This window comes from Rossellomorea vietnamensis (assembly GCF_001305855.1).
Lineage (GTDB): Bacteria > Bacillota > Bacilli > Bacillales > Bacillaceae_B > Rossellomorea > Rossellomorea vietnamensis_A.
The window spans coordinates 114,200-141,145 of sequence record NZ_LIXZ01000008.1; the positions used below are offsets into that span (position 1 = coordinate 114,200).

Annotated in this window: 24 protein-coding genes; 8 read left to right on the forward strand and 16 right to left on the reverse strand. The window is 38.3% G+C overall.

The features are described 5' to 3' along the window. Positions 1-348: 348 nt before the first annotated feature. From istA to AM506_RS22780, 3 genes are read left to right on the forward strand one after another with little or no spacing between them, the layout of a single operon-like run. Entirely contained in the window at positions 349-1,896 is a 1,548-nt protein-coding gene (gene istA / locus AM506_RS12195) for an IS21 family transposase (protein ID WP_082386349.1), read from the forward strand. After that, positions 1,893-2,651 (forward strand): IS21-like element helper ATPase IstB, encoded by a 759-nt coding sequence (gene istB / locus AM506_RS12200; RefSeq protein ID WP_060672769.1) that lies wholly within the window; start codon positions 1,893-1,895, stop codon positions 2,649-2,651. Before istA ends, istB begins: the two co-directional genes overlap by 4 nt. Before the next feature lie 2 nt (positions 2,652-2,653). After that, the gene (locus AM506_RS22780) at positions 2,654-2,806 is read left to right on the forward strand and encodes a hypothetical protein (RefSeq protein WP_160316874.1); all 153 of its coding nucleotides are present in this window, start codon (positions 2,654-2,656) and stop codon (positions 2,804-2,806) included. 254 nt (positions 2,807-3,060) lie between these two features. Here AM506_RS22780 and galE read toward each other — a convergent pair whose 3' ends face one another. The 13 genes from galE to AM506_RS12265 all read right to left on the reverse strand — a co-directional run bounded on the left by galE (position 3,061) and on the right by AM506_RS12265 (position 16,954). Beyond that, positions 3,061-4,098: a UDP-glucose 4-epimerase GalE gene (gene galE, locus AM506_RS12205; protein WP_060672770.1), complete on the reverse strand. Its 1,038-nt coding sequence runs from the start codon at positions 4,096-4,098 to the stop codon at positions 3,061-3,063. Positions 4,099-4,317: 219 nt separating this feature from the next. Next, entirely contained in the window at positions 4,318-5,088 is a 771-nt protein-coding gene (locus AM506_RS12210; protein WP_060672771.1) for a glycosyltransferase family 2 protein, read from the reverse strand. Positions 5,089-5,101: 13 nt separating this feature from the next. Then, entirely contained in the window at positions 5,102-6,214 is a 1,113-nt protein-coding gene (locus tag AM506_RS12215; RefSeq protein ID WP_060672772.1) for a glycosyltransferase, read from the reverse strand. A gap of 14 nt (positions 6,215-6,228) precedes the next feature. Beyond that, a complete protein-coding gene (locus AM506_RS12220; RefSeq protein ID WP_060672773.1) occupies positions 6,229-7,389 on the reverse strand; it encodes a glycosyltransferase family 4 protein in 1,161 nt (386 codons plus the stop codon). After that, a complete protein-coding gene (locus AM506_RS12225; protein ID WP_235576106.1) occupies positions 7,382-8,728 on the reverse strand; it encodes an O-antigen ligase family protein in 1,347 nt (448 codons plus the stop codon). Before AM506_RS12225 ends, AM506_RS12220 begins: the two co-directional genes overlap by 8 nt. Beyond that, on the reverse strand, positions 8,715-9,860 hold the full coding sequence (locus tag AM506_RS12230; protein WP_152968595.1) for a hypothetical protein: 1,146 nt from the start codon (positions 9,858-9,860) through the stop codon (positions 8,715-8,717). Before AM506_RS12230 ends, AM506_RS12225 begins: the two co-directional genes overlap by 14 nt. Positions 9,861-9,865: 5 nt before the next feature. Continuing rightward, entirely contained in the window at positions 9,866-11,275 is a 1,410-nt protein-coding gene (locus tag AM506_RS12235; protein ID WP_060672776.1) for a flippase, read from the reverse strand. A 33-nt stretch (positions 11,276-11,308) separates the two neighbouring features. Beyond that, positions 11,309-11,977: an exopolysaccharide biosynthesis polyprenyl glycosylphosphotransferase gene (locus AM506_RS12240; RefSeq protein WP_060672777.1), complete on the reverse strand. Its 669-nt coding sequence runs from the start codon at positions 11,975-11,977 to the stop codon at positions 11,309-11,311. A 57-nt stretch (positions 11,978-12,034) separates the two neighbouring features. Continuing rightward, entirely contained in the window at positions 12,035-12,922 is an 888-nt protein-coding gene (gene galU / locus AM506_RS12245) for a UTP--glucose-1-phosphate uridylyltransferase GalU (RefSeq protein ID WP_060672778.1), read from the reverse strand. A gap of 20 nt (positions 12,923-12,942) precedes the next feature. Then, entirely contained in the window at positions 12,943-14,268 is a 1,326-nt protein-coding gene (locus AM506_RS12250; RefSeq protein ID WP_060672779.1) for a UDP-glucose dehydrogenase family protein, read from the reverse strand. Positions 14,269-14,640: 372 nt separating this feature from the next. After that, positions 14,641-15,408, reverse strand: coding sequence for a tyrosine-protein phosphatase (locus AM506_RS12255; RefSeq protein ID WP_060672780.1), 768 nt, complete (start codon positions 15,406-15,408; stop codon positions 14,641-14,643). A gap of 105 nt (positions 15,409-15,513) precedes the next feature. Continuing rightward, positions 15,514-16,188 carry a CpsD/CapB family tyrosine-protein kinase gene (locus AM506_RS12260; RefSeq protein WP_060672885.1) on the reverse strand — a complete coding sequence of 225 codons (675 nt, stop codon included), beginning with the start codon at positions 16,186-16,188 and terminating at the stop codon, positions 15,514-15,516. Between the two features lie 22 nt (positions 16,189-16,210). Next, positions 16,211-16,954: a YveK family protein gene (locus AM506_RS12265; protein WP_060672781.1), complete on the reverse strand. Its 744-nt coding sequence runs from the start codon at positions 16,952-16,954 to the stop codon at positions 16,211-16,213. Between the two features lie 197 nt (positions 16,955-17,151). Here AM506_RS12265 and AM506_RS12270 point away from each other — a divergent pair, with 197 nt between their 5' ends. Continuing rightward, positions 17,152-17,973, forward strand: coding sequence for an SGNH/GDSL hydrolase family protein (locus AM506_RS12270; protein WP_060672782.1), 822 nt, complete (start codon positions 17,152-17,154; stop codon positions 17,971-17,973). Between the two features lie 82 nt (positions 17,974-18,055). Continuing rightward, positions 18,056-18,991, forward strand: coding sequence for a polyisoprenyl-teichoic acid--peptidoglycan teichoic acid transferase TagU (tagU, locus tag AM506_RS12275; protein WP_060672783.1), 936 nt, complete (start codon positions 18,056-18,058; stop codon positions 18,989-18,991). Between the two features lie 40 nt (positions 18,992-19,031). On the opposite strand, the gene AM506_RS12280 is transcribed toward tagU, so the two are convergent. Continuing rightward, entirely contained in the window at positions 19,032-19,586 is a 555-nt protein-coding gene (locus AM506_RS12280) for a DUF6241 domain-containing protein (protein ID WP_060672784.1), read from the reverse strand. Between the two features lie 208 nt (positions 19,587-19,794). Between AM506_RS12280 and AM506_RS12285 the strand changes: the two genes are divergently transcribed. Further along, positions 19,795-20,961, forward strand: a complete 1,167-nt coding sequence (locus AM506_RS12285; RefSeq protein ID WP_060672785.1) for a 3-phenylpropionate MFS transporter — start codon at positions 19,795-19,797, stop codon at positions 20,959-20,961. 37 nt (positions 20,962-20,998) lie between these two features. Here the strand turns inward: AM506_RS12285 and AM506_RS12290 are convergent, their stop codons facing one another. After that, positions 20,999-21,961, reverse strand: a complete 963-nt coding sequence (locus AM506_RS12290; RefSeq protein ID WP_060672786.1) for a nuclease-related domain-containing protein — start codon at positions 21,959-21,961, stop codon at positions 20,999-21,001. Between the two features lie 1,053 nt (positions 21,962-23,014). Next, entirely contained in the window at positions 23,015-23,935 is a 921-nt protein-coding gene (locus AM506_RS12300; RefSeq protein ID WP_060672788.1) for a peptidoglycan endopeptidase, read from the reverse strand. Between the two features lie 334 nt (positions 23,936-24,269). Here AM506_RS12300 and AM506_RS12305 point away from each other — a divergent pair, with 334 nt between their 5' ends. Beyond that, the gene (locus AM506_RS12305; RefSeq protein ID WP_060672789.1) at positions 24,270-25,145 is read left to right on the forward strand and encodes a hypothetical protein; all 876 of its coding nucleotides are present in this window, start codon (positions 24,270-24,272) and stop codon (positions 25,143-25,145) included. Positions 25,146-25,440: 295 nt separating this feature from the next. Continuing rightward, positions 25,441-26,856, forward strand: coding sequence for a PTS system trehalose-specific EIIBC component (treP, locus tag AM506_RS12310; protein WP_060672790.1), 1,416 nt, complete (start codon positions 25,441-25,443; stop codon positions 26,854-26,856). The last annotated feature ends 90 nt before the right edge of the window (positions 26,857-26,946 follow it).

Here is a 26,946-nt window from a genome sequence, read left to right on the forward strand (position 1 = left end):
GGGGCAATATCCCCTAAATCCCTTGCACCGCCCTTTTACTGATTATTTTCATCCTTTCATTTCAAAGATTGTTAAACCGGCAATTTGCTTTGATCATTGTTGATGAACTTGGAATATACCATTTACCACATTTTTTTTCATAAAAGCTGCTTCAATTCCCCCAAAAATTGAAACCTCCGGTTCTGATATTATTAGTGTCATTTTTCAACTGCACCGCTGATTAAGTACCAAGTGTGAACGCTAAACTAAAGTTAACACTTTTTGCTCATTAGAAATGAACACATTATATCACCTTCACTAGACCTTCGGTATACTACTATTATTGGAGCATCTAGGGAGGCCAACGGAGTGAAAAAGTGGATGGCATATTCAAAAATACATGAACTAAGACAAAAAGGGTTTACTATTGCAGCTATAGCTAGAAAAGTAGGATTAAGTAGAAATACGGTTTACCAACATTTGAGTAAAAGTCCTAAAGAGTTCAGTGAGTGGTTACTAAATCTATCTAATAGAGCAAAGAAACTAGATCAATACCATGATCTGATTCTCGAATGGTTAAAAGAACATCCAGATTTAACTGGCGCTCAGGTTCATGATTGGTTAAAAGAGAACTACGAGGGTTTTACTATTGGAGAAAGTACCGTTAGAAACTATGTAGCTGAGTTACGAGAACGATACTCGATACCAAAAGCATTGAACGTTAGAGAGTACCAAGTAGTTGAAGAAATGCCTATGGGAAAACAAGCTCAGGTGGATTTTGGGGAAGTTATCGTTCAGAGGAAAGATGGAGGAAGACAAAAGCTCTGGTTTATTGCATTTGTGTTATCTCACTCTCGATACAAATACACTGAATGGTTAGACAGACCTTTTACCACAAGAGACGTTATCCGGTGCCATGAGGCAGCCTTCCACTATTATGGCGGAAGACCAGAAGAACTTGTATATGATCAAGACCACTTAATTTCTGTAAGTGAGAACGCAGGAGATATTATTCTCACCAAGGAATTTCAAGCTTATCAGCAAATGAGGAAGTTCAGCATTTACCTATGCAGAAAGAGCGATCCAGAAACAAAAGGAAAGATTGAAAACGTAGTGAAATATGTAAAATATAACTTTAGTAAAAACCGCGTCTATAGCTCACTGGAGATATGGAATGAACAAAGCCTCAAATGGCTTTCTAGAACGGGGAATTACAATGTACATAACACAACAAAAAAGAGACCCTTTGAAGTGCACGCCCTGGAAAAGCAACACTTACAAAAAGTCTCTACAGAGTTCTCTTTCGAGAATAACTATAAATTCAGTATAACAAGAAATATACGGAAGGACAATGTCATATCCTATCTGTCCAATCGTTATAGTGTTCCTGCCGGGACTTATCGTTCGAAGAGAAGCAATATAGCCTATCTCGACATTACAGACGAAAATAAATTGAATATTAGATTAACCCCTGACGGGGAAATCATCGCAACCCACACCCTGGCAGAAGGCAAAGGACAGCTGCTTCTGGATAAGAATCATAAGCGAAAGCGATCAACAAAGTTAGCTGAGTGGGAAGTGGAAATCAGGAAAAACTTCAATAACCAAGATCAAATTAATGAATTTTTAAGCGCCCTTAGAGAGCGTTATCCTCGCCATATGGGGGATCAACTGACAATTCTTTGGAACCTAATTCAGCAAGAAGGAGATTTAGTAAACCAAGCCTTAAATGTGGTCTTGGACTATAAGTTAACCAGTGCCAATGATTTTAGAGACATCGTATACTCTCTTAAAATAGAGGATAGAAATAATCCAGCTCCAATTCAACAACAAGAGTCTCCCTATTCACATATAAATGCTTCTACCAGGAAGATAGAATCCTATATTGAGATCTTGAAAGGGGGTCATTCCGCATGACTATCCTTATGGACCAACTTCAGGATTTATGTCGTTCATTGCGATTAGCTGAGAGTGCCAAAGAATTGCCAAGCATCATTAGAAAAGCAGAAGCACATCAGTGGACTCACCATGAACTCCTTCATGAATTATTTACCTACGAGCAAAAGTGTAGAGAAGAAAAGCTCATAAACAAGCTGTTGAAATGGGCTAGGTTCCCTTACCTCAAGACGTTGGATGAGTTCAACTTAAATGAGCAAAGATCAGTTAGTACAAAGCAACTCAAACAGTTGAGAGAACTTTTATGGATGGAGCAGCTATACAACATCATTCTTTTAGGTCCGCCTGGTGTTGGAAAGACCCATCTAGCGATAGGTTTAGGGATGGAGGCTATTTCAAAAGGCCATCAAGTGTCTTTCCTACCAATGGGAGAACTTGTACATATTTTGAAAACAAAAGAGTTCTCTCGCAAATCACAGACAACGTATAAAAGAATTAAAGATTCGGACCTATTGATCATCGATGACATGATGTACATGGCAATGGATACAAAAGAAGCTAACCTGTTTTTTCATTTGATAAATGAACTATATGATAAGAGTTCTATAGTGCTTACTTCCAACAAGGGACCAGATCAATGGGGTGAACTTCTAGGGGACCAGGGCATTACAACAGCTATATTAGATCGCCTTCTTCATAGAGTGGAAGTCATCAACATAGATGAAGATAGCTACCGCATGAAGAATAGGACTACCATTTTTGGAGAAGGAGCATAAAAATGAAAAGTTTAACGCTCGAAGAGGCGACATCTCTCCTCCATTCACATGGTATTAAATGCGATCTGAATAAAGTTCAGATGTGGATTATTACAGGCAAGATAAAAGAAGCAGAGCAAGGAATCACTAAAGAAAAGATTGAAGACTTCCTCTAACTTAAAAATGATTCAGAGGCTTTGCCTTTTTAACACAATACTGCCTGCCAATATGATAGGCAGATGTATCATAAACAAGCAAAAAGTGTTCAAAATTAATTAGCAAAAACTGTTCAATTTTACTTGACGGTTACACCAAGGTATCATTTTTTAAATCTTGTATCTTTTACCTCACATGAAGCCGCACACATATCTCTTTAATGAATTTGAAAATATAAAAACCCCTGACACCGTCAAATGTCAGGGGTTTATTTCTAATGCCTACTTATGTAACCATCCTTCGTAAGATAGCCATCTGGATTGTTCTTTTGCCATCTCCATGAGTCTAAACACATCTCTTCTAAGCTCTTCACTGTCGTCCAACCCAATTCTCTCTCTGCCTTGGCTGGATCAGCATAACATTCCGCAATATCACCGGAACGACGAGGGGCTATCTTATAAGGAATTTTTTGTCCGGAAGCTTTTTCAAATGCATCTATCAGCTCAAGCACACTGTACCCTTGTCCAGTACCAAGATTATAAGCCTCTATTCCTCTTGTCGATAACACTTTTTCCAATGCTTTAAGGTGCCCTTTTGCCAGGTCCACTACGTGAATATAGTCTCTAATCCCAGTACCATCCAGAGTAGAGTAATCATTACCAAAAACATTTAATTCAGTTAACTTACCTGTAGCTACATGTGTAATATATGGCATTAGATTGTTTGGAATACCCTTTGGGTCCTCCCCTATTAAACCACTTTCATGTGCCCCAATAGGATTAAAATAGCGTAGGGAAGCAATGCTCCAATTGTTGTTTGAAACATATAAATCTCTCAGAATCTCTTCAATCATCAACTTTGTACGGCCATAAGGATTGGTTGCATACAAAGGGGATTCTTCAGAAATTGGCACTTCTTTAGGATCACCATAGACTGTGGCAGAAGAGCTAAAGACCAAATTGTGTACACTATATTTTTGCATCAATTCAGTTAGTATTAATGTTCCCATAATATTATTTTGATAATAATAGATAGGTTTTTCGACTGATTCTCCAACTGCTTTTAAGCCTGCAAAATGGATCACTGCTTCAATCGAATTTTCTTTAAATACTTCTTCTACATTCTCTCTATTAAGTAAGTCAACTTCATATACCTTAAAGTCTTTTCCCGTTAATCTATTCACTCGATTTAATGATTCAACATTACTGTTGGAGTAGTTGTCCAATACAATTATCTCGTGGTTTGAATTAAGTAATTCAACACATGTATGGCTACCGATAAACCCTGCTCCTCCGGTAACTAATATAGTCATCTATATACACCCCTTCATAGGATAAGTTAAAATAATTTGTCCTATAGTTAACTACTAAATATAAGATTGTTTAACAGTTAGGCTTTAATTTATTAATAAATTGTGCATAACCATAAAACGGTCTGTTTTCTCATCCTAATGGATAAGTAATTAATTGTTAGGCAAAACCAGTCAAGAGTAGATTTTTCATTCTTTTTTTTATATAAGTGCGCTGAGAAACTAGATATTTTTCTTAAATGCATTAAATGCATAATTTACAAAACACCAAATTGAATGCAGTACACTTAATTTTTCTACCCTCCTATACATATTCCAATTATTCTTTGCCATTTTAAACTTATTACTAGAAATAGAACCAGTGACCTTTCTGTACATAGCTAGTGGTTCTTGAATTCCATATGCTACATTTCCTTTCTTGAGTATCGAAAGCCACAAGGCTGTATCTTGTCTAGTCCTGATATTAGGCATCTCGACTTTACCTAATTTATTTATATCTAACATAACTGTTAGGCATCCTATAATAGTGTTCTTTAATAGACCGGCATAATCTATTTGACTAGGTACTCTAACAATTTTACCGGTGTTATTACCATATTGATCCATAAACTCATATGAGGTAAAAGAAAATGCTATATTCCTACGTTTCATAAAGTTAATTTGTTTTTCTAACTTTTCAGGAAACCATTTATCATCACTATCTAAAAATGCAACATACCGACCTCTCGCTTTTAATAATGCAGTATTTCTAGCCACCGCTGCACCACTATTGACCTTTAATTCTATTAATTTTATTCTAGAGTCCGATTTTAATGAATCTTTAATAACGCCTACAGTATTATCTTTTGAACAATCATCTACTATAATCATTTCCCAGTTATTAAAAGTCTGGGCTTGAACCGACTTCACTGTGTCTAGAATAAATGCTTCAGCATTATATGTAGGAGTAACTATACTTATTAGATCTTGTTCATGATTTAAATTCCCACTCATTCTAATCTCTACCTCAATTTTCCAATTGTTTTTTATCCTCTACTAGGGTGTAATAGACATTTTCCATTAATTCAACATTTTTATCCCAGTTATATAAGCTCTCTACTCTTCTTCTTCCTTTTTTACCCAACGAGTTTCTTTTTTCTTCATTTAGTACAAGCTCATAAAGTTTCTCTGCTATTTGCTCGACATTTTTATTCTCCACAACAAAACCCGTTTCGTTAACCTCTACCACTTCAGGTAATCCGCCAACATCGGTAACTATAACAGGAAGCTCACATGAACTTGCTTCTATTATTGCTACTCCAAAGCTTTCGCTATCTAATGTGCTAGGGGCACAGTATATGTCTAGTTTATTTAGATACACAGGCACTTCTTCATGAGAAACAGCACCAGTAAAGGTTGAAATACTATATAAGTTTAATGACTCAGTAAGTGCAACTAGCTCTTTATATTGACTGCCTTCACCAACAATTAGTAATCTAATTCTATTAGATATTTCTAGTAAATCATTTCTTTCAAGCATTTCGATTAGTTTAGACACTGCCATTATTAGGTATTTCACACCATATTTCTCTTCTAATTTTTTTACTAATCCTATAGTGATAAAGGTTTCATCCTTGTTATTTCTGGGAGCAAATTTATTAATGTCAACTCCAAATGGTGTAACAGCAATGGATTTTTCTGGTTTTATATATTTTAATGTTTGATCCTTCATCACGTTACTAGTTGATGCGATTTGTGTAGATGCCGCTAAGTTTTTTTGTAGAATCTTTCTTTTCCATATACTCTCATTTGGAAAGTCATAGACATCACTCCCCCAAACAGATAAGAGAGTTGGAGAAAACCTTACTAATCTAGATAATGTACCATATCCGCTTGCATAATGAGTATTAATAATATCAGGGTTTATTCTCTTCAATATTTTTCTAACTTCCATGAAATTCGAATAATACCCAAGAGGTGCTGAATGTTTTAGGTTTATTATTTTTACACCTTTATTTATCATATCTAATTTTGGCGGATGCATAGTTATTAAGTAAACTTCATTTCCTCTTTGATCCATTGAATTAACCCATCTTACTGTATGAATTACTGAGGCAGGTGCTAAAAAACATATTTTCATTTTAGTCACTCCAATTAAATTTTTTTTATAATCTCTAAGTAATTCAATGCCATCTTATTAGACGTCCATAGTTTTCTAGATTTTTCTACTAATCTATTACTTAATTTTTCCCTAGAGTTAAAGTTCATTATCCAAAGCATACCTTCGGCTAAGTCTTTTGCACTATTAGGTTTAACTAATTTACTATCAATTTCATCAGAAATTATTTCTGAGTTACCACCTACATCAGTCGCAACAATTGGAATTCCATTAAAGGCGGCTTCTAGTAAAGAAATACTAAAATTTTCTTGATGTGACGCTAGAACAAAATACTTGCTTTTTCTTAGGATGTTTTTCACCTCATAATTTTCTAATGATCCTATGAAAGAAATGTTATCTTTAACTTCGAGCTCTTCTGCTAACTTTTTTAAATGACTTTCTTGTTTACCTGAACCCACAATGGCTAATCTAATATTTGGAACAGTATCCTTAATAATTGATACCGCTTTTACAAGAATTTCATGTCCTTTTATTGGTTTCAGGTTTGCTACACTACAAAAATCATAATAAAATGAATTAGAAAAGACCTCTTGTTCTTGATCAGGGATACCGTTATGTATCACTAAAAGTTTCTTTTCTTCAATTCTGTAATGTGTAGACTTTAAATGAGTAAGAAGCTCTTTTTTTGCTGCATTTGAAACTAAAACAATTTTTGAAGCTAAATTGTATCCCTTAATTTCAATATTTAAACTTCTTGACGTTGTCCAGTCCTTATCTAATAACCTTTTATCTTTTACTGCTTCATTAGTTAGTGAGCCTAAACTATGTATAATGACTAAACTTTTTGTTCGTCTTTTAAATAATAAGCAAAATTTATTAAGATATTGAAATGCATAAGCATCTTGGGATATTAAAACTATTTCTCCTCTAGAAAATAGGACTCTTCCTATTCCTAATATAAGTATAATAAACATTCTTACATACAATGCATAAACATGACCTAAGCCCTTGTGAAATTTGTTAAGAAAATAAAGTGGAACCAATACTAAAATATAATCTAAATACTTCGGAATTTGTATAAGATTAATTTTTTCTCCTAATTTTCCCATTTCATCTAATAAGTGTTTTGTTTGCGAGGATTTGCCACCTATATTATTAACATTGTCGCATGTCAACATAAAATAATTTTTAACCATTTATTTCTTTCCTACTTTCCGCTAAAACTCCCTTATATATAACTCCATATTGAAGTACAACCCAAAAATATTTAAATAAGAAAATATCTAAAGATAGTCCCCCAATCATTATGCCAATCAAACTCATATTTAATGCATAACCACTATTCAATACCATACTATTTAGCTTTTTTTTCTTCTTAAGAAAAGCTAAGCTAATTAGCATAGAAAACATTAACAATGAGACGCCAACCAGCCCTAATTCAACAGCCATTCTTAAATAAGTATTATGAGCAGCCTTAGAGTAACCCCAAAAAGCATCAATGCGCGTCTTATTCACAAATAAATCATATACTTGTGGAAAAGTACCAAAGCCGTACCCATTAGATATTGACTCCTTAAATGCATTTAGTCCTACTCTCCAAATATCGACTCTTCCTGTACCGCCCTGTTCCAATATTAATTGGATATTATATCTCTCAATTAAGAAAGAAGGTATTATAAAAAACAAGGTTAACAATGTACTTAAACTAATAATTATTGTTATAATTTTTTTAAAGTTTAATCCATCTTTTAAGAACCAGTATGTTAATGAACAAACAACAGCTAACAGCGCACCTCTTGAACCTGATAAAAGTAAAATTAAAAAGAAAAGTATGATCAATATTATTCTAGTATTTAAAAACTTATAATTCTGACTCCTATTAATAGATGTCCATAGAATTGAAAAAGGTAATATTAAACTTACCAGAAGGTGATTGGGGTCAGCTTGTTCAGAAAATAGTGTAATAGTTAGTCTACCTGTGTCCATAAACCCAATTCCGAACAAAAATTGAACCAAGGACAAAAGAACTACCCAAGTTAAACTAAAAATCATACTATTATTAATTACTTTCAAATCTTTAATATTGAACTTAAAAATGCTTGTAACAATGTAAAATAATAATAATGGTACTAATGTTATAAGTCTTGTATTAGTCTCCTGTTCATCAACAGACCACACTATTGAAAATATTGCTATGATCACCAACATAATAACAGGAATAATTTGGAACCTAGGAAAAGTAAGCTTTTTCTTTAATAAACCATGAGATAACAAACTTAAAATACATAGTATAGAAAATATTTTACTTATAGAGCCTATCCCAGGTAGTAACAATATAAAGTCTAAAGGTAAGGAAATTACATACAAACTTAAAATGTATTTGTAATTTATTTGTAATGAAAGGATTAGAATTAATGGTAATAAAGTTATCCCAATTAATATTATATTATTTACAGCAATACTTAGCCCTAACAATGATGAGTAGAGAACTAATGATAATAAAATTATATTCTTATATTTATTAATGAATTCCATCTTCAACCCCATGAACTCCTCTAAGGTGTTTCAATAAATTATCAGTCGTATTATCCCAATTAAAATTGCTACTATATGCAATTCTCTTATCTCTATTAAAATAATCTTCACTTAGAGATACATCTATTTTCGATACGAATTCCTCTATATTTGAAGCTAAGTAAACATAATCTGAGTGTTTCGAAACTTCAGGTAAGTTTATTGATACAACAGGGTTGCCGCTTGACAAGAATTGATATAATTTTGCTGCGTCTGCAGCTACTGATGCCGGTTTTTTATTAGCTGGGATCATGCAAACATCAAAATTATTGACGTATTCCCCCAACTCTTCATATGGTCGTCTACCCAATAAATAAATGTTTTTAATATTTCTTAAACTTTCTTCTAAACCTTCTAATGGACCAACAAAGACAAAAGAATACTTAGGTCTTTTAAGAGCGATATTCTTAATTAAATCAACATCTAAAAAACCAGAGGTTGCTCCAACAAATCCAATTATGGGTTTCTGTATTTGCTTTAACTTTTCATTTTTAATATTAGTATGCGAGAATAACTCTGTATCTGCACCATTTGGTATATAAAAAACATTCTTATTTCTGTTGACAAACTTTTCATACATATGATTAGAAGCTGTACTAACAGATAAAGCTCTTTCTAAAATGAATTTTTCATATTCTTTATAAATTGCTGCGTGGCTTCTATTTATACCATGCCAAGTTGTAAAATCATCTGCACAGTCATAATGAACCTTTACATTAGGGAAATGTTTAATTACTTCAGCAGAGATAGGTGTATATGCAAATATAAGTAACTCTGCTTCCTTAATATTATTTTCACTTAAAATTTTTCTGATTTGCCTAGCTACTCTATAACCATTGATCGTCCTTATAATTTTTAATCTTATAGAAAATGGAATTAAAAAAGGAGAAGTTTTCATATACAAGTTATCTTCTTCTTCCATATCCTTCCAGGAGAAATTGGTATTTTGATTTTTTTTCTCCCTATATGAGTTAAGAGTTATATAGAACACCTTATAATATTTTGCCAATCGTAATGCCATTTGTTGAGATCTTCCTATTACATGCGTAGAAGAAGCCCCATATAAATATACTATAGCTTTTACGTTTTCCATTAAAATCAGCCCTCAATTTTTTTTCTTAGAGTCCTTCTCATTGCTCTAATTACTTCTTTATCAAAAATGATTATTATTGTTATAAAAAATACAATACTACCTATACTTCCTATAAAAGGATGTATTAATTCTGAGAGTATGTTAAATGTAAATATAACAATTAATACCGATAATATGTTGTACCTTAAGGATTGCAATAATAATGCAGAACTTTTCTTAATGTAGATGGAATACCCAATAAAGATAAATGCCTCTATTGAAACCATTGAGATTGCTCCACCAACAGAACCATAATAATAACCTAATATAAAATATAATATTATTGCTGTGCATACCGCTATCGTCATGACTATAATTCTTTTAGATTGCTTATCTGTCGTAGTTAATGAATCTGCTAATGGGAAGCTTATAGATTGAAATAGAACAACAAATGATAGAATTCTTAAAATGGAGCCAACGTTTTTCCATTCTTCTCCAAAAATAATATTGCTCCACCACTCAGAATACAAAAATAAAGGAAGAAACATAATAATACCTAGAAAACTCATAACTTTTAATTGTAGGAGAGTCATCTCTCTATGTTTAGATAGATTTTTTGTTCCTAAACTAAATAGAATTGGATAAAATGCAGCTGCAATTACTCCTGGAACTTGATATAGTACTGATGGAATTTTATATGCAGCTGAAAAATAACCAACCTCTTCTAAACTAGATACTTTCTCTAACACAATCGGAGGTATTTGAGGAAGTAGCATGAATAATAGACCATTAATAGTAAACCCGGCTAATCCCTTTAGTAAACGTCTATCCCAGCCACCAAACAAACTTGTGCGCTTTGAAAGTAAATAAATGCTATAAATACCCCCTAGGATGCTCGAGAATCCATATATTGGAGCAACAAGGCTAAGCTCCCACTCAAATAATAATCCAATGATCAATGATACAGCTGTAATTATTCCAGACACTGACCTTATTATTGCAGTGAAATGCATTTGTTCAATTGCCTGAAAATACACAGCACCAATTCCTTGAAGACTACCTCCAACAATTGTTGGAAAGACCATTAGGTATAATATATTTCTAACATAGACATCCGAATATAAGTTATGAATCAGAAAGTAGACAACAATACCGACAATTAAACTAAACACAAGTTTAATTCTTATATGGCTACTTACTAAAACACTTAAATTTTTACTGTTATTATTTTTACTTACTTCTCTGATAAATGTATGGGATAATCCCATGTCACTAAAGTAACCAGCAATAGAGGCTATTGCTAAACCGATGCTCAGTATACCAAAATCACTTGCCCCTAGTGATCTTGCTATTAATATTGAAGAAATTGCTGTAAAAAGCCTTACAATAAAATTACTTAAAAATAGGTAAGTTGCGTTTTTAAATATTAATTTCATACTTCAACACCAGTTTCTTGAAAAATGTTCGTATTATCTAGCACCGCTACCAGTAATACAAACATTAATTGTTTTTAAAATTATAATTATATCTAAAGTGAGATTACAATTTTCAATATAAAAAAGATCTTTATCTAACTTTTCATTAATTGTTAAATCATAACCCCCGTTAACTTGTGCCCACCCAGTAAGTCCAGGTTTTACAGATAAACGTTTAATAAAACCTGGGACTTCTTCATTGAATTTCGCTGTAAATAATGGCCTTTCCGGTCTAGGCCCTATTAAACTCATTTCTCCTATTAGTACATTAAATAATTGAGGAAGTTCATCAATTCTAGTCTTTCGAATAAATGCTCCTATCCTCGTTACTCTAGGATCATTTTTTTCCGCCCACTTAGCACCATTTATTTCAGCATCCACTCCCATAGACCTGAGTTTTATTATCTTGAAATATTTACCGTTAAGGCCTACTCTTTCCTGGAAGAAAAAAGCATTCCCTGGAGTCTCAATTTTTATTAACAAGGCTGTAAATAAAATTATTGGAAATGTTAATGTAAGTCCCATTAAAGCTATAATAATATCAAACATACGCTTTGTTAAATTGTAATACCTTATTTGATTTTGTAAATTAAAGCCTTTTTTAGACTCCAAAAAATCACTGTATTCTATAAAAAAATCCTGTTGCTTAAGGTTAACCTTCACACATTATTCCTCCACTTCAATATTAATATTCACACAATATTCCATAAAAGTGATGAGTTACCTTATAACTTTTTTATTTTCCTCAAGTAATTTTGATAAATAATCAATAAGAGGTTCTCTTAAGTCATCATGACTCATGGAAAACTCCAATGTTGTCTTAATAAATCCAAGCTTTTCTCCCACATCATATCTATTGCCTTCAAATTCATATGCGTATACTCTTTGTGTTTTATTTAATTTTTGGATTGCATCTGTTAGTTGAATTTCCCCGCCTGCTCCAGTTTCTTGGTTTTCTAATAATCCGAAGATTTCTGGAGTAAGTAAGTAACGTCCCATTATCGCCAAATTCGATGGAGCCTTGCCTAATGCCGGTTTTTCGACAAAGTTATTAACTTGATATCTTCTATCTTCTTGTGTGGCTGGATCAATAATTCCATAACGGTTTGTTTGGTTGTGTTCAACTGTTTGAACTCCAATGACTGATGAACCAGTTTCTTCATATTGATTAATGAGTTGTTTTACACAAGGTGTTTCACTTACTACGATGTCATCCCCAAGTAATACTGCGAAAGGCTCGTCGCCAATGAAGTTACGAGCACACCATACCGCATGTCCTAATCCTTTTGGTTCTTTTTGACGGATATAATGGATGTTTACTAGGTTGCTGGAGTGTTGAACTTTTGCTAGTAATTCATGTTTGCCTTTTTCCGCTAAGTTTCTTTCAAGTTCTGGCGCAAGATCGAAGTGATCTTCAATGGCACGCTTGCCTTTTCCCGTTACGATAATGATATCTTCAATACCGGATGCCACGGCTTCTTCTACTATGTATTGAATCGTTGGTTTGTCTACAATTGGAAGCATTTCTTTCGGCATCGCTTTTGTAGCTGGTAGAAAACGCGTTCCTAACCCTGCAGCTGGAATAATAGCTTTTCTTACTTTTTTCATATTCTAGTCCCCCTATAAGTTTATACGCCAGCCTTTTCTTTTGTATTTACAGCTGGTCTCCCCATTGAGTAATACTCGATTCTTTTGTTATTCATTACTTCAATGTCATAGCAGTTACGACCGTCGAAGATGATTGGTTGTTTCATGGTTGATTTGAAAGTGTCTATATCTAGGTCTTTGAATTCGGACCATTCTGTTAGGATAAGTGTGGCGTCGGCATCCTTTAATGCCTCTTCCGTTGATGCAGCAAAGGATACGTTTGGATTGATGATTTTCTTGGCTTGTTCCATTGCCACTGGATCATAAGCGATGACGCTCGCTCCCTGTTCGATAAGATGATTCGTCATTGGAATGGAAGCTGCTTCTCGCATATCGTCCGTGTTTGGTTTGAACGCTAAGCCCAGTACAGCAATTTTCTTGCCATTTAGACTATCGAAACGATCTTGAAGCTTAGATAACAGAATGCTTTGCTGCTTTTTATTGACTTCGATAACCCCTTTTAATAGTTCGAATTCGTATTCCACATTCCCGGCAATTTGAACAAGGGCTTTTGTATCTTTCGGGAAGCATGAACCTCCGTATCCAATCCCAGCGTTCAGGAATTGTGATCCGATACGGTTATCCATACCCATTCCTACTGCAACATCTTCTACGTTTGCTTCTACTCTTTCACAGATGTTTGAGATTTCATTAATGAAGCTGATCTTTGTTGCTAGGAAGGCATTGGCAGCGTATTTGATCATTTCGGCACTTCGGATATCTGTCTTGAACACTGGGATACCATAAGGTTTGTTGATTTCTTCAATGACGTCTGCTACTGTCGGGTTATCTGCACCTACAACGATTCTGTCACCATGGAAGGAATCATAAATCGCTGCCCCTTCACGTAGAAATTCTGGATTGGAGACGATTTCTACTTTCACTGGATGAACTAAGTGCTTTTGGATTGTTTCCTTGATCCAATGATTCGTTCCAACAGGTACGGTACTCTTCGTTACGACAACCACATCATGTGTGACTCCAGTAGCAATATCGATCGCTACCTGCTCAACGAATGCAAGATTCGCGGATCCATCCTCTTTCTCAGGAGTTCCTACGGCTATGTAAATAACATCAGCTGATTGAAACGCTTCAGAATGCTTGGTCGTGAAGGCTAAACGTTTGTTTTCGATATTCTTCTTCATCAATTCGTCCAGACCCGGTTCATAGATTGGGGAAATTCCTTCTCTCATTCTATTGACCTTTGCTACATCTATATCTATGCACGTTACGTGATGTCCAATCTCTGATAAACACGTACCAGTTACTAACCCAACATATCCTGTACCAACTACTGCTATATTCATGACCTTCTCCTTTTTCTCTTGAATTCTATTTACGACATAATAAATACCTAATGAAAAAACACCATTTCCAAATGTTTTTTCATTAGGTATCCAATTGAAACCTGTACCAACTATTACATAAAGCGTTTTCATTGTTTTTCTTTACATGTGTTTATTAAAATAGTAAATGTGGGCATCTAACCCTTCCTCACATCCAACCATTGACGACGTGCGTCTAAGGCAAAGTTTCTCTTCACCCACGGCGTGACCGAGTGCCTCCATGGATAATGGCAAGGAGACATTCCCAAAATTCTACTGTTGTCTGTGTAGAGCTTTTGTTTCTTATTTACCAACGACAATAGTACCTTAGGATTACCTGTATCTTGACCTGCGTTAGAAGATTCCGAGGAATTTTTTCTTTTTGATCAATTCAGGTATTTCTTTATAGATTGTTTTTCCGTCCACGAGCATTTCTGCATTTTCGGTAAAGTAATAGACCATGTCGATTCCGTATTTTTTCTCTATATAGTCCATCGCCTCTTCCATTTTGAAGGTGCGATTATGGATGTTATGGGCGTCCGATGCTAGGAAGTGCGTCAGGTTGGCTTGGATCATCTGGTCTGAAAACTTTTGGATGTTCTTTCCGAAGTAACCTACCAGGCTGGAAGCTGTCAGTTGAGTGATGGCACCATTCTTGACCAATTTGTATAATTTATCTGGTCGTTCGATCAATTCGGCATTTCGCTCCGGATGAACGATGACCGGTGTAAGACCTTCAACTTGGATATCGTAGAGCAGTCGTTCTGCGTATCTTGGTACAGAACTTGATGGAAATTCGATGAATAGGTACTGTGATGATTGATTGAGGGGAAGAATCTCATCCCTCTTATAATCTTCTAGAATCTCACCATAGATACGGCATTCCTGCCCAGGCAGGACTGTCAGGTTCACGTTTCCTCTTTTAAATGCTTCGTTGACAGTGTCGACTAGAGGCAGGATATCAGACTTCTGGTTGTCATACTTTCCATTACGGTGGTGAGGAGTCGCGATGATTGTGTGAATGCCTTCAGAAACCGCTTGTTTCGCCATATCTATGCTGTCCTCAATCGTCTTGGCTCCGTCATCTATCCCAGGCAAAATGTGACTGTGAATGTCTATCATGCCGACCCCTCCTTGTTAAATGGTTAATTATACCCATTAGCATACCCATTCATATTTTACTATAATGTTTAAAAATGTAAAGTAAATATATAATTGTTATTTATGTTATTTATTTCCACCATAATAATAGTAGTAATTACTATCTTTCATTTCTCTATTATTCAATACGACGCCAACTAGTTTCGCCTTGGCTGCTTCTAATAATTCCTTGGATTTTACTGCTCTGTCCACTTCTGTTGTTCCTGAGCTGATGACAAGGATGGTACCTTGGCATTGATTCGCTAATATTTGTCCATCTGTCACGGCAAGTACCGGAGGCGTATCAAAGATCACCATGTCATATTCTTCATGCACTTCTTTAAAGAAGTGCTCCATACGCTTTGAGTTAAGAAGTTCTGCCGGATTTGGCGGGATGGGACCGCATGTGAGCAGGTCCAGGTTTTTCACATCGGATGAATGGGTTACTTCTGTTAAACTCTTCTGACGTGTCAGTACACTCGTCAACCCGAACGTATTATTCAATCCGAATGTATAATGAGCCGTTGGTTTACGCATATCAGCGTCAACCAGAAGAACTCTCTTTCCTTCCTGTGCAAAGACGACACCAAGATTGGCAGAGGTAGTTGACTTTCCTTCACCGGGTCCTGATGACGTGACCATAAGGGAACGTAATTCCTGATCGATGAATGAAAAGTTGATATTGGTTCGAATCGTTTTATATTGTTCAGAGATCGGAGACATCGGATCCGTTTTCGTAATCAATTTACGCTTGGTATTCATCATTTGTTTCTTGAGATTCTTGTTAAGAGCCAACTGTCTCACCTCTCACTCTTGATTTTCGTTGGGAACGGCTTTTGGCTTGTTCTGCCTGGTCCTGGATTCGTGTGATCGATCCAAGTACCGGAAGGCCTAGGATTTTTTCTACTTCCTGTTCCGTCTTGATTGTATTATCAAGGAATTCTAATAGGAAGGCTAAACCGACACCCGCCATCAATCCTACGACTGTAGCAATGGCGATATTCAGTAAAGGTTTCGGTTTAATGGGAGATTGGTCTTTCCCCACTTCCGCTTTTGCCAGGATACTTACGTTATCCACATTCATGATCTTACCGATTTCTCCTTGAAAGACACCTGCTATTTTATTGGCAATGGCAGCAGCCTGTTTTGGATCGGTGTCTTCAACAGATAGGTTGATGACTTGGGAGTCCTTTTCGCTGGCAACCGAAAGTTTTTCATTTAATTCTTCAACTGTTAGGTTCAGATTTAAATCTGCAATGACCTTTTCAAGAATGGCCGGGCTTTTCATAATGACATTGTACGTATTAATCAATTGAAGATTCGTTTGAATTTCTCCAATATTATAAGCCGGTTGATCCGATTTGGACTGATTGACGAGTAATTGGGTTGAGGATTGATACACCGGTGTCAATAGAAAGAAGCTTACCCCTCCGCTTACAAAAATGGCTGTAAGGGTGATTAGCAGGATGAGCTGCATTCTCTTCTTTATGGTCTCGATCAATTCCTTCACACTAATTGTTTCTTCCATAACTTCCTCCTAAAGAAAAATATGTAAAATAATATCATATCTTGTTGTTTTTTTTCTCGTTTATTGTCATAATTTTAATTGAATTGTAATATTTCCATACTTATCTATTAAACTACAAATTTTTCTATTTGAAAAGGGAATTATCATAATTGGTATTTATTTCTTGTCACAATTTACCTGTAGGAAAGGAGATTTCCATGAAAAAATTATTGCTCACGCTATTGGCTATCGGCTGCGTTGCGTTCTTGTACCTTGGAAACATGTATTGGAAAGAAAAAACGACACTGGTCGCTTCTGAAGAAAAGACCACCAAGACGATTGAAACTTCTCCGTCAGAGGAAACACCAGCTCCTCAAAAGGAAGCAACCGAGGAAGAAGGAAAGAAAGATCTTGATTCCCTTACTTCCAACTGGCCGGAAGAAGCCCGCACTCATTTTATAGAGCTTGTGAAGAATGGTGAATCCTTTAAGCTGGCTATAGTCGGTTCCCCGGCTATGGGGGAAGATGAAAATGGTTGGGCTCCTCAATTAAAAGAAAAGCTCTTATCGGAACTCGGTTCTCAAGTGGAAGTGGAGATCTTTCAATCGGACGTCACGTCCATTGAATTTATCAATGGTGAAGAATCAGACAATGTTCTCGCCTTCGAACCCGATCTCGTTCTACTAGAACCCTTCTCCCTTAAGGATAACTCTAATCAGGTAGGGACCGTTCAGAACCATGAAAGCATTCTTATGTTCTTAAGGGAAATGAAAGAAACAAACGAAGATAGTGTTTTACTTCTTCAACCTCCTCATCCATTAGAAGGGGCTACTTACTACCCTCAGCAAATTGAGGCATTGAAGGAATTTGCCGGAGAAGAATCCATTTCATACCTTGACCATTGGGATTCTTGGCCGGATGATGAGACCCTCAGCGATTACTTAATCGACTCTCAGGACACGCCTAACGAAAAGGGGCATGAAATCTGGGCGGATTATTTAATAGAATATTTTATCAATGAATCATCAGAATCTTCATAAATAATTCAAAAATTCTATCTATGCAATTGGTCCCGAATCTGCTATCTTATGGAGTAGGCTAACTAAAGGTGAGGTAACGTTAATGAGAAGTGATAAACATACAAATCGAAAGAAACGAAGATGGCCAAAGATCCTTGGTATGATTGTGCTGTTACTAATTGTTGCCGGCGGTGTATATGGATATAGTATCTATGCTTCATTGAATAAAGCAGTGGACACCATGCACTCCCCAATCGACCGTGACAAATCGTCGAAACGTACGAAAGAAATTGAATTCAAAGACAAAGAACCATTCTCTGTTCTTCTATTAGGTGTAGATGAACGAAAGAATGATAAAGGTCGCTCGGATTCCATGATCGTCCTGACCGTCAATCCGGAAACTAAATCCGTGAAGATGATCAGTATCCCCCGTGATACTCTGACCGATATTGTAGGTCGTGGGACGAGGGATAAGATTAATCACGCATACGCATTCGGCGGTGTTGAAATGTCTATGAATACTGTGGAAGAGTTACTTGATATCCCTATCGATTACTATGTACAGATCAATATGGACGGTTTCAAGGATATCGTGAATGCTGTCGGTGGTGTGACGGTCAATAATGATCTGGACTTCAATTATGATGGATATACATTCCGAGAAGGAAAGCTTGACCTGAATGGAAAAGAAGCTCTGGCTTTCTCACGTATGAGATATGAAGATCCACGAGGAGACTTCGGAAGACAGCTCCGTCAACGGGAGGTCATCCAGGCCGTCATTCGTGAAGGGGCAAGCGTATCAAGTCTTTGGAACTTCGATAATATCTTCGATGCTCTGGGAAGTAACGTCAAAACCAATCTTACGTTCGAAGAAATGGTCGAAATCCAAAAGCACTACAAATCAGCATCAAAGGATATAGAACAGATTCAAATCAAGACCGGTACAGGTACAAAAATCGATGGAATCTATTACTATGTGATTCCTGATGAAGAACTGAATGAGATTCAGGATACTCTTAAAAAGCATCTTGAATTATAAAAAGAAAGGCTAGGGATCTGCTGATCCTTAGCCTCTTCTTTTACCTTTTTTCCGTCTTTTGCTTATTGATATAAGCTTCTTCTTCCTTAGGTGACAGCAGGCTGGTCGCTTTTCCGACGGTCCCGTCCTGAATCCGCCAAATCGTGTTATGATCACTCACGGCATCAGAGAAATCTCCCTCTTTCCAGCTCTTCAATATATCTTCGTATGTACTTTCATGCTTATACTGATTGATTTCTAATTGATTGAGCAGGTACTCAATCCGCTCATCCGTAATTTGGAAGAATGACCACTTTTCTTTTGCCGCAACCTTTTGGTGGCTCATGGCATGTATGTACTGCTGCATCAGTTTTTCGCTTAAGGGGGTTTTGACTTCTTCACCGAAAGGGTTTCGACCTTCACTTACTTTCTGTCCATCCTCTCCATCGCCACTCATTTCTACCCCCGCCGTTTGTTCCACGGTACCAACATCTGCATCTTCGTCTGATCCGCCAATCACTCCCCCCATATTTAAAGTACCCAAAGCTATGTAAACGCCTAAAGCAGTTAACAATAATACACTTCCGATGATGATTCCGACTGTCTTCTTGCTCACGATTCAATCTCCCCCTCGTATTCGAACCCATTTCTATATGTACACTTCTTCTAGATTACACTTGCGTAGTCCTTCAAGAACGCAAAAATAGCCATCCTTTTATTACCAGGGTGAAAAAACGGTCGCTAAGTTGGTTGTCATTTGAAACCGAATTCCGTATAATATTCCATTGTTTATCGATTATTACATAAAGGGAGATCTGATACATTTGAAGAAACAGTCGTGGTTGTCACTTCAGTTCTTTGCGATATTTTTTACATGGGGGATTTTCATTCCTTATTGGACAGCGTGGTTGGTGGAAAGTAAGGACTTCTCCATTTCGGCGGCGAGTACGGTGATTGCTGTGGGGATGATAGCACGGTCGTTTTCGAGCTTCTTCGTATTTCCGAAGTTGAGCCAGACAGTTTCATTGGGACGTTTATCCAGATGGTTAGTATTGATTTCCGGTGCTGCCCTCTTATTGTTCCTGCCTATGGATTCATTCGGGATGGTGATCGGGTGTATGGTGTTGTTCAGCCTTGTGTATCCGATGCTGCTTCCGATGGTGGAGAGCATGGCGGCTGTGATGATGAAGGAAGATGGGATTGATTATGGCCGGAGCCGTTCCTGGGGATCGATCGGGTATACGACGGCACTGCTTGCGGTTGGATTTCTGACATCGATCTTTACCGAAGGGGCCGTGATTTATCTTCTGTTTGGCGGGATCGTCGTAATCTTGCTTTCTTCCCTCGCGAAATTGCCACAGTCCATGAGCGGGACACGTGGTCAGGAGAAGCTTTCTTATAGGAGACTTCTGAAATCCCGTAAGTTTGTCTGGGCGATGGTGATCGTCGTCTTGATTCAGGGAGCACATGCTTCTTATTATAATTATGGCGTTCTTTATTTGAAGGAATTAGATGTGAGTGCTGTTTATATCGGCGTGATCTTAAATGTTGCCGTGTTATCGGAAATCCTGTTCTTTGCGTTTTCAGACCGGCTGCTGAAGGGAAAGAGCATTTCCGTCATGTTCATGATAGCAGCAGGGGCTGCTGTGACGCGTTGGACTTTGTTGTTCCTCTTCCCCAGCACCCCTGTCTTCATCTTTACCCAACTTTTTCATTCTCTAACCTTCGGACTGACCCATTATGCATTTATGCGGTTGATTTATGAAGAATTGGAGAGCAAGGATATTCCTGCAGCCCAGGGTGTGTACACTTCCCTTGGAATGGGATTGAGCACGGCTGTTCTGACGTTTATCGGCGGCTTCTTGTATGACATCTCACCCGGGACGGCTTTCATGGGGATGGCCGTGGTTGTGGCACCTTGTGTGGTGCTTGGTGGATGGATGTATTGGAAGTATGACCGTGGGGTTGAGGGTGTGTTTAGTTATAAATGATGATGGGCCGTTCGGGATGGGATTCCGGGCGGTTTTTTTATGCGAAGGTTTTGGTGTAGACAGTTCCTTTGGTAGAACCGGTCCGTTTTAGGTTAAGGGATTTCAGGATTTCTGCTGCGGTTTTCGCAGATGAAAGTTGAAGGAAATCTCTCAGTTCTTGGTTGGTGATGAAAGGTTTGATGAGGAGGAAGTAGTCTTCTATGGCTTTGAGATGCGCGGTTCTGGATACGTAATCGCAGTTTGGGCAAAGCCATGTTCCCATTTTTCTTATCATGATGTGGGAGCACCTTTCACACTGGACTCCTTTGATGAGATCGGCTTCTGTCAGTTGATAGGTTAACAGGATGGGCGAATAGGATGGTTGGTGCTGATTGAGGAGGAGTCTTTTTACTTTTTTAACATCGATGATTTCACGGGTGAACCGGGTATTCATCTTACTGATTTCACTTACGAGATTTTGGGCATGGATCATTTTGTCGTGTGGAGGGATCCTTTTGTGACCTGGAGACATTTTAAGGATCGTAGCTGGGTTACTGAAAGCGACGAGGAATTCAATCGGCGGACAAGGGAGTTTATTATTGAAGAACCATTTCTGCAGGAATAGTTTCTGGCGGTTGGCCTGTGCGATGGGGTCGGGATAACCTGTTTCGATTCCCTTGAAGTTTTGCGAAAGCTGATTGAATTCCGGATCAATGGTCACGGTTCCGGCTATATTTTTGATTTCAATCGCCAGGGAGTAACAGGGCGTGACCAGGAGACTATCAATCTGGAAATAGTCTGGTGCGAGGGGCAGCCTGAGATCATTGAAGATCATGTACTTTTTGTCAGTCAGAAAACTCAAATGATAATCGACCGACTTCTCTCCTATGTAACCCGCTTTTCGTTTCCTTACATCCTTCTCAATGAGGGATCTCTTCGGATGGTTTGGAGGTTTCAGCCTATCCAGTAAGGCTTCTGTTTGAAGAAGTTTGAGAGGCGGGGTACGTTTTTTGACATTCATAGGGGGGATCACTCCTTTGGGGATTGGTTTATAGAATAGTTCTACTTTTATTGGGAAAATCCTGCTTTTTGAGGGGAATTGGTTTTGGATTGTCTGGTTTTAGTTGGGAGTGGGGTTTGGGATGGGGTTTGTGGGCCGTTTGAGAGGCTGGTTTCTTTATGTGGATCCTTGTCGCAGAGGAATCATGCGGGATTTGAGAGGGATCATGCCGGATTTAGAATAATCGTGCGGCATTAGGGTTTTTCATGCGGGGTGCTGATTATTTATGCGAGATTTGGAATATTCGTGTCGCGGTGTCGAATTTCCTTTACCCGTCCCTACTACTAAGCTCTTCCGGCACCAAGTCCCATCTCCGTGAACAGGCAGGGGCTCGGTTCTTAAAACAGTGTATTTTTGGGTTTTTGATCTTCTTTTTGAACGAATTTCTTCTTTAGATTGTCTGTTTTAGCTGGGATTGGGGTTCGGGATGGAGATTGTGGGCCGTTTAGGAGGCTGGTTTCTTTATGTAGATCCTTGTCGTGGAAGAATCATGCGGGTTTGGAGGGGGATCGTGCCGGATTAGAGATAACCGTGCGGGTTATGGGTTTTTCATGCTCGATGCTGATTATTCATGCGACATTTCAAATAATCATGCCGCCGTGTCGAATATTCTTTATGCGTCCTTCCTCCTATGCCCTTCCGGCTCAAGAGTCCCTTCTCCGTGAACAGGCAGAGGCCCGGTTCTTAAAACAGTGTATTTTTGGGTTTTTGATCTTCTTTTTGAACGAATTTCTTCTTTAGATTGTCTGTTTTAGCTGGGATTGGGGTTCGGGATGGAGATTGTGGGCCGTTTGAGAGGCTGATCTCTCGATTTGGATCCTCGTCGCGAAGGAATCATGCGAGTTTTAAAGGGAATCATGCCGGATTGCAGATAATCGTGCCGCCTAAGAGCCTTTCGTGCGGGATACGAATTTTTCATGCGGTATTCCCAATAATCATGCCACCCTGTCGAATAATCTTCACAATCTAATAAAAAACGCCCTACCCTAAACAGGCAGGACGCTCCAATCAAACTTAAAATCTCTTATACCCAACAAACTTAGGATTCCAATACGTATTGCTCAACTTGGAAACCACCACTCCGCTGTCAGATGCGTGGATGAATTCTCCGTTTCCAACGTAGATTCCCATGTGGCTGATGCCGGCTTTGTACGTATTCTCGAAGAATACAAGGTCGCCTGCTTTCGGGCTGGATACGAAGGATGACTTGCTGTAGTAGCCTTCTGTGTTCGTACGTGCAATTGATTGTCCCGCCTGGTTGAAGACGTAGTAGATGAATCCGCTGCAGTCGAAGCCGGATGGTGATGTGCCTCCCCATGCGTACGGTGTTCCTACGTATTTCTTCGCGATGTCTACGACGTTTGATGATGGTGTTTGAGTTCCACCGTCAGATGAACCATTAATGGAAAGCTTTTGGCCGACGTAAATAGTATCTGAGCTTAAGCCGTTCCATGACTTGATGGATGACACGCTCACGTCATAACGGATGGCGATATGGGAAAGGGTGTCCCCTGATTGTACTGTATAGGTACTTGATCCCGTAGACGGTGGTGGCGTTGTTGTTCCGCCAGAAGAAACGATCAACGTTTGACCGGGATAGATCACATCACTACTCAGGTTGTTCCATGATTTCAGTTCAGCAACATACACATCGTATTTGGCACCGATTTTTGATAGATAGTCACCTGATTGGACGGTATAGGTTTTGGCAGAAGAACTGCTTGGAGCTGATACTTCCAGTACTTGATTCACATAGATCAAGTCAGAGTTCAGGTTATTCCAGTTTTTCAGGTTTGAAACGGATGTATCATATTTATATGCAATCACGGAAAGGGAATCACCAGATTGTACGCGGTAAGAAGCCGCTTCCGTTGAATTGGCAGCCATTGTCGAGACTAGTGCAGCAGCAGTAAAGGCAATAATTGATTTCTTCAAAAAAATGTCTCCTCTTCATAGATAGTGTCGAATTTTAGTGCTTGTCCATTATCTATGAAATAGACTGATATTTTAATAGGCTTATTTTCTTATATGAAGAAATATCAGGAAGAAACCCCAGTATAATAGCACTTGGTACTTTATGGGTTTAATTCCAATTGCCACTAAACAAATGACAATTCTTGAATTTACACTTATCCCTGGTCATATTAGAAATTGGTAGATACACCTGTCGAAAACTGCTCAAGGAACAAATAGGAAAAATATTGAATGAAGTAGTGAATCTACTTCTATCTGTTGATATACTTTTAGTATCAAACTTAAAGGTGATTCCATGATAAAAAGTAAATTAAAAGTAATCTTTCTCTCAATTGTTCTGGTACTATTGCTCACACCTATTCTTTTCCCTCTCGAATCTTATCTTCAGACGGTAGGAACGTATACTTTAGTAGGCGGGATATTAATGATTGTGGTCGGAATTCCCGTGACGTTCCTTGCGGGAGTGGTCACAAGGAAAATGAAGCAGTATGCTCATATAGTAAACTTCATTATTCACATTCTTCCTTCCCTGCTTGTCAGCATCTATATGTTTGGTCTTGCCTCACCTCTTTTTTCTATGCCCTATGCAGGTGTACCGATCTTCGCTTCTACTATTTTCTATGTGGTAGATGAAATTATTTATCAAAAAATAAACCTAAGGGGCAGATTTATAAAAGGAATTTTCCTGCTCCCTGCAGCAGTCTATTTACTGTACATTGGCCCTTCTCTTTATACAGGCTTCTTGACCCGGCAAACTTCAACTCAGATCAATGAGAAAGGCTCACCTGAGGTTTCGCTGACATTCGATGGAGAAGAGATTCCGATCAAGAGCAGCTATTGCTGGACTTCAGACGGTGAAGGTTGTGTCTATGGCACAGAACACTTTCCCCTGCCTGAGGAAAAAGTGAATAATGTGAAGGAAATAACGATGACTTCACCTGCTACACTCGATTTTTCATTTGAGAATAGTGAGGGTGAGCCCACTATTTATGCTTACTATCATGATGGGAAGGATTTCAAAGAAATAGAAGAAGCAGGCAACAAAATAAACATCCCAAATGATATCCCTGAACAGGCGATCAAATTTGTTGTGAAGTGGGACAATAATGAAATGGTCAAGTTCTTTGTTGGTGTGAGGACTGGGATACTTACAAACGGGAGAACATTCTAAGGACTCTACTAAACCTTGAGGCATTCAGTTGCCTCAAGGTTTTTTTATGATCATCACCAACTTAAATGTAAACGGCTACAATTTTTCGTTGACAACTTGTATATACATGAATACAATAAGAGTATATCTTGTATATACAACACCCCGAATAAAATGAAAGCGTTTTGACAAAAAGCATCTTTCAGAGCGTTTTCCACATACTATTTAGGGGAATCCATTAATAGAAATGAAAGCGGGTACAACGCTTTTATGAAGGGTGCCTGCCACCTTTCACCATTCCAAGGGAGGGAATTTCATGAGCGTGAAACGTGAAGACGTTCTCGAAATCATTGAAGCGATTGGCGGCAAGGATAATATCCGTACGGCCACTCACTGTGTGACTCGTCTACGGCTGGTGCTGAATGATGAGAAGAAGGTTGATAAAGAAAGATTAGAGGCAATTGATCTGGTGAAGGGTTCCTTCTCTTCAAACGGTCAGTTCCAGGTTGTCATTGGACAAGGTCTTGTGAATAAAGCGTATCAAATTTTGGCTGAGGAAACAGGGATCGAGCATGCATCGAAGCAGGATGTAAAGGATGCGGCGACTCAGAACCTGAATCCCCTGCAGCGCGCGATCAAGGTACTGGCGGATATCTTCATTCCTATCCTGCCGGCGATCGTAACGGCCGGTTTGCTGATGGGTCTGAATAATATTCTGACCGGACCGGGGATTTTCTATGATGAGAAATCGGTCATCGATGTTCATAAGCAGTGGGCAGATTTTGCCTCAATCATTAACTTGATTGCCAACACGGCCTTTGTGTTCCTGCCAGGGTTGATTGGTTGGTCAGCGGTCAAGCGTTTCGGCGGAAGTCCATTACTCGGTATCGTATTAGGTCTTATGCTCGTTCATCCGGACTTACTGAACGCTTGGTCGTATGCAAGTGCAGAGAAGATTCCTACATGGAACTTGTTCGGATTTGAAGTCGACAAGATCGGGTATCAAGGACAAGTTCTCCCGATTCTATTCGCTTCCTATCTATTGGCGAAAATTGAAATGTTCCTGGATAAGAGAGTTCATGACTCCATCAAGCTCTTAGTCGTGGCACCGGTGGCCCTTCTGATTACCGGATTTGCCGCCTTCATCCTGATCGGCCCTGTAACCTTCTTTATTGGTAACATGCTGACAGATAGCGTCGTGTGGGTGTTCGATCACGTATCATGGTTAGGTGGTCTCCTGTATGGTGGTTTATACGCCGTCATGGTTATCACGGGGATGCACCATACTTTCCTTGCAGTGGACTTACAGCTGGTCGGTAGTGAAGGTGGAACATTCCTATGGCCAATTCTTGCACTATCGAATATTGCACAAGGTTCAGCAGCGCTTGCCATGATGGTGGTAGCGAAAAAAGAAAACGAAAAGCTTCGCGGCCTTGCTGGTACGTCAGCCATCTCCGCTTATCTTGGAATTACGGAACCGGCGATGTTCGGGGTTAACCTGCGCTACCGCTACCCGTTCATCAGTGCCTTGATCGGCTCTGCCATCGGTGGTGTGCTCTTAGCGATGACAGGAACGAAAGCATTCTCCATCGGTGTAGGTGGATTGCCTGGATTTCTATCGATCATTCCTGAATACTGGATTCCATTCTTCATCGGAATGGCCATCTGTATCGTCGTACCGTTCGTACTGACAATCGTCTGGTCCAAATTCAGCAAAAACGAACCAGCATAAACAATAGAGAGAAAACAGTTGCAACAACTTGTATATACAAGTTAAACTAAGGGGGACAAATGAATTCTTAGCACTTACCTGTAAGGGATA

Coding starts and splice junctions, on each gene's coding strand:
- AM506_RS12265 (WP_060672781.1), bottom strand. CDS start 16,954: ATGGAAGAAACAATTAGTGTGAAGGAATTGATCGAGACCATAAAGAAG.
- AM506_RS12235 (WP_060672776.1), bottom strand. CDS start 11,275: ATGAAATTAATATTTAAAAACGCAACTTACCTATTTTTAAGTAATTTT.
- AM506_RS12270 (WP_060672782.1), top strand. CDS start 17,152: ATGAAAAAATTATTGCTCACGCTATTGGCTATCGGCTGCGTTGCGTTC.
- AM506_RS12230 (WP_152968595.1), bottom strand. CDS start 9,860: ATGGAAAACGTAAAAGCTATAGTATATTTATATGGGGCTTCTTCTACG.
- AM506_RS12260 (WP_060672885.1), bottom strand. CDS start 16,188: ATGAATACCAAGCGTAAATTGATTACGAAAACGGATCCGATGTCTCCG.
- AM506_RS12220 (WP_060672773.1), bottom strand. CDS start 7,389: ATGGTTAAAAATTATTTTATGTTGACATGCGACAATGTTAATAATATA.
- treP (WP_060672790.1), top strand. CDS start 25,441: ATGAGCGTGAAACGTGAAGACGTTCTCGAAATCATTGAAGCGATTGGC.
- AM506_RS12225 (WP_235576106.1), bottom strand. CDS start 8,728: ATGGAATTCATTAATAAATATAAGAATATAATTTTATTATCATTAGTT.
- galU (WP_060672778.1), bottom strand. CDS start 12,922: ATGAAAAAAGTAAGAAAAGCTATTATTCCAGCTGCAGGGTTAGGAACG.
- istB (WP_060672769.1), top strand. CDS start 1,893: ATGACTATCCTTATGGACCAACTTCAGGATTTATGTCGTTCATTGCGA.
- AM506_RS12305 (WP_060672789.1), top strand. CDS start 24,270: ATGATAAAAAGTAAATTAAAAGTAATCTTTCTCTCAATTGTTCTGGTA.
- AM506_RS22780 (WP_160316874.1), top strand. CDS start 2,654: ATGAAAAGTTTAACGCTCGAAGAGGCGACATCTCTCCTCCATTCACAT.
- AM506_RS12250 (WP_060672779.1), bottom strand. CDS start 14,268: ATGAATATAGCAGTAGTTGGTACAGGATATGTTGGGTTAGTAACTGGT.
- AM506_RS12290 (WP_060672786.1), bottom strand. CDS start 21,961: ATGAATGTCAAAAAACGTACCCCGCCTCTCAAACTTCTTCAAACAGAA.
- AM506_RS12210 (WP_060672771.1), bottom strand. CDS start 5,088: ATGAGTGGGAATTTAAATCATGAACAAGATCTAATAAGTATAGTTACT.
- tagU (WP_060672783.1), top strand. CDS start 18,056: ATGAGAAGTGATAAACATACAAATCGAAAGAAACGAAGATGGCCAAAG.
- galE (WP_060672770.1), bottom strand. CDS start 4,098: ATGACTATATTAGTTACCGGAGGAGCAGGGTTTATCGGTAGCCATACA.
- AM506_RS12215 (WP_060672772.1), bottom strand. CDS start 6,214: ATGAAAATATGTTTTTTAGCACCTGCCTCAGTAATTCATACAGTAAGA.
- AM506_RS12255 (WP_060672780.1), bottom strand. CDS start 15,408: ATGATAGACATTCACAGTCACATTTTGCCTGGGATAGATGACGGAGCC.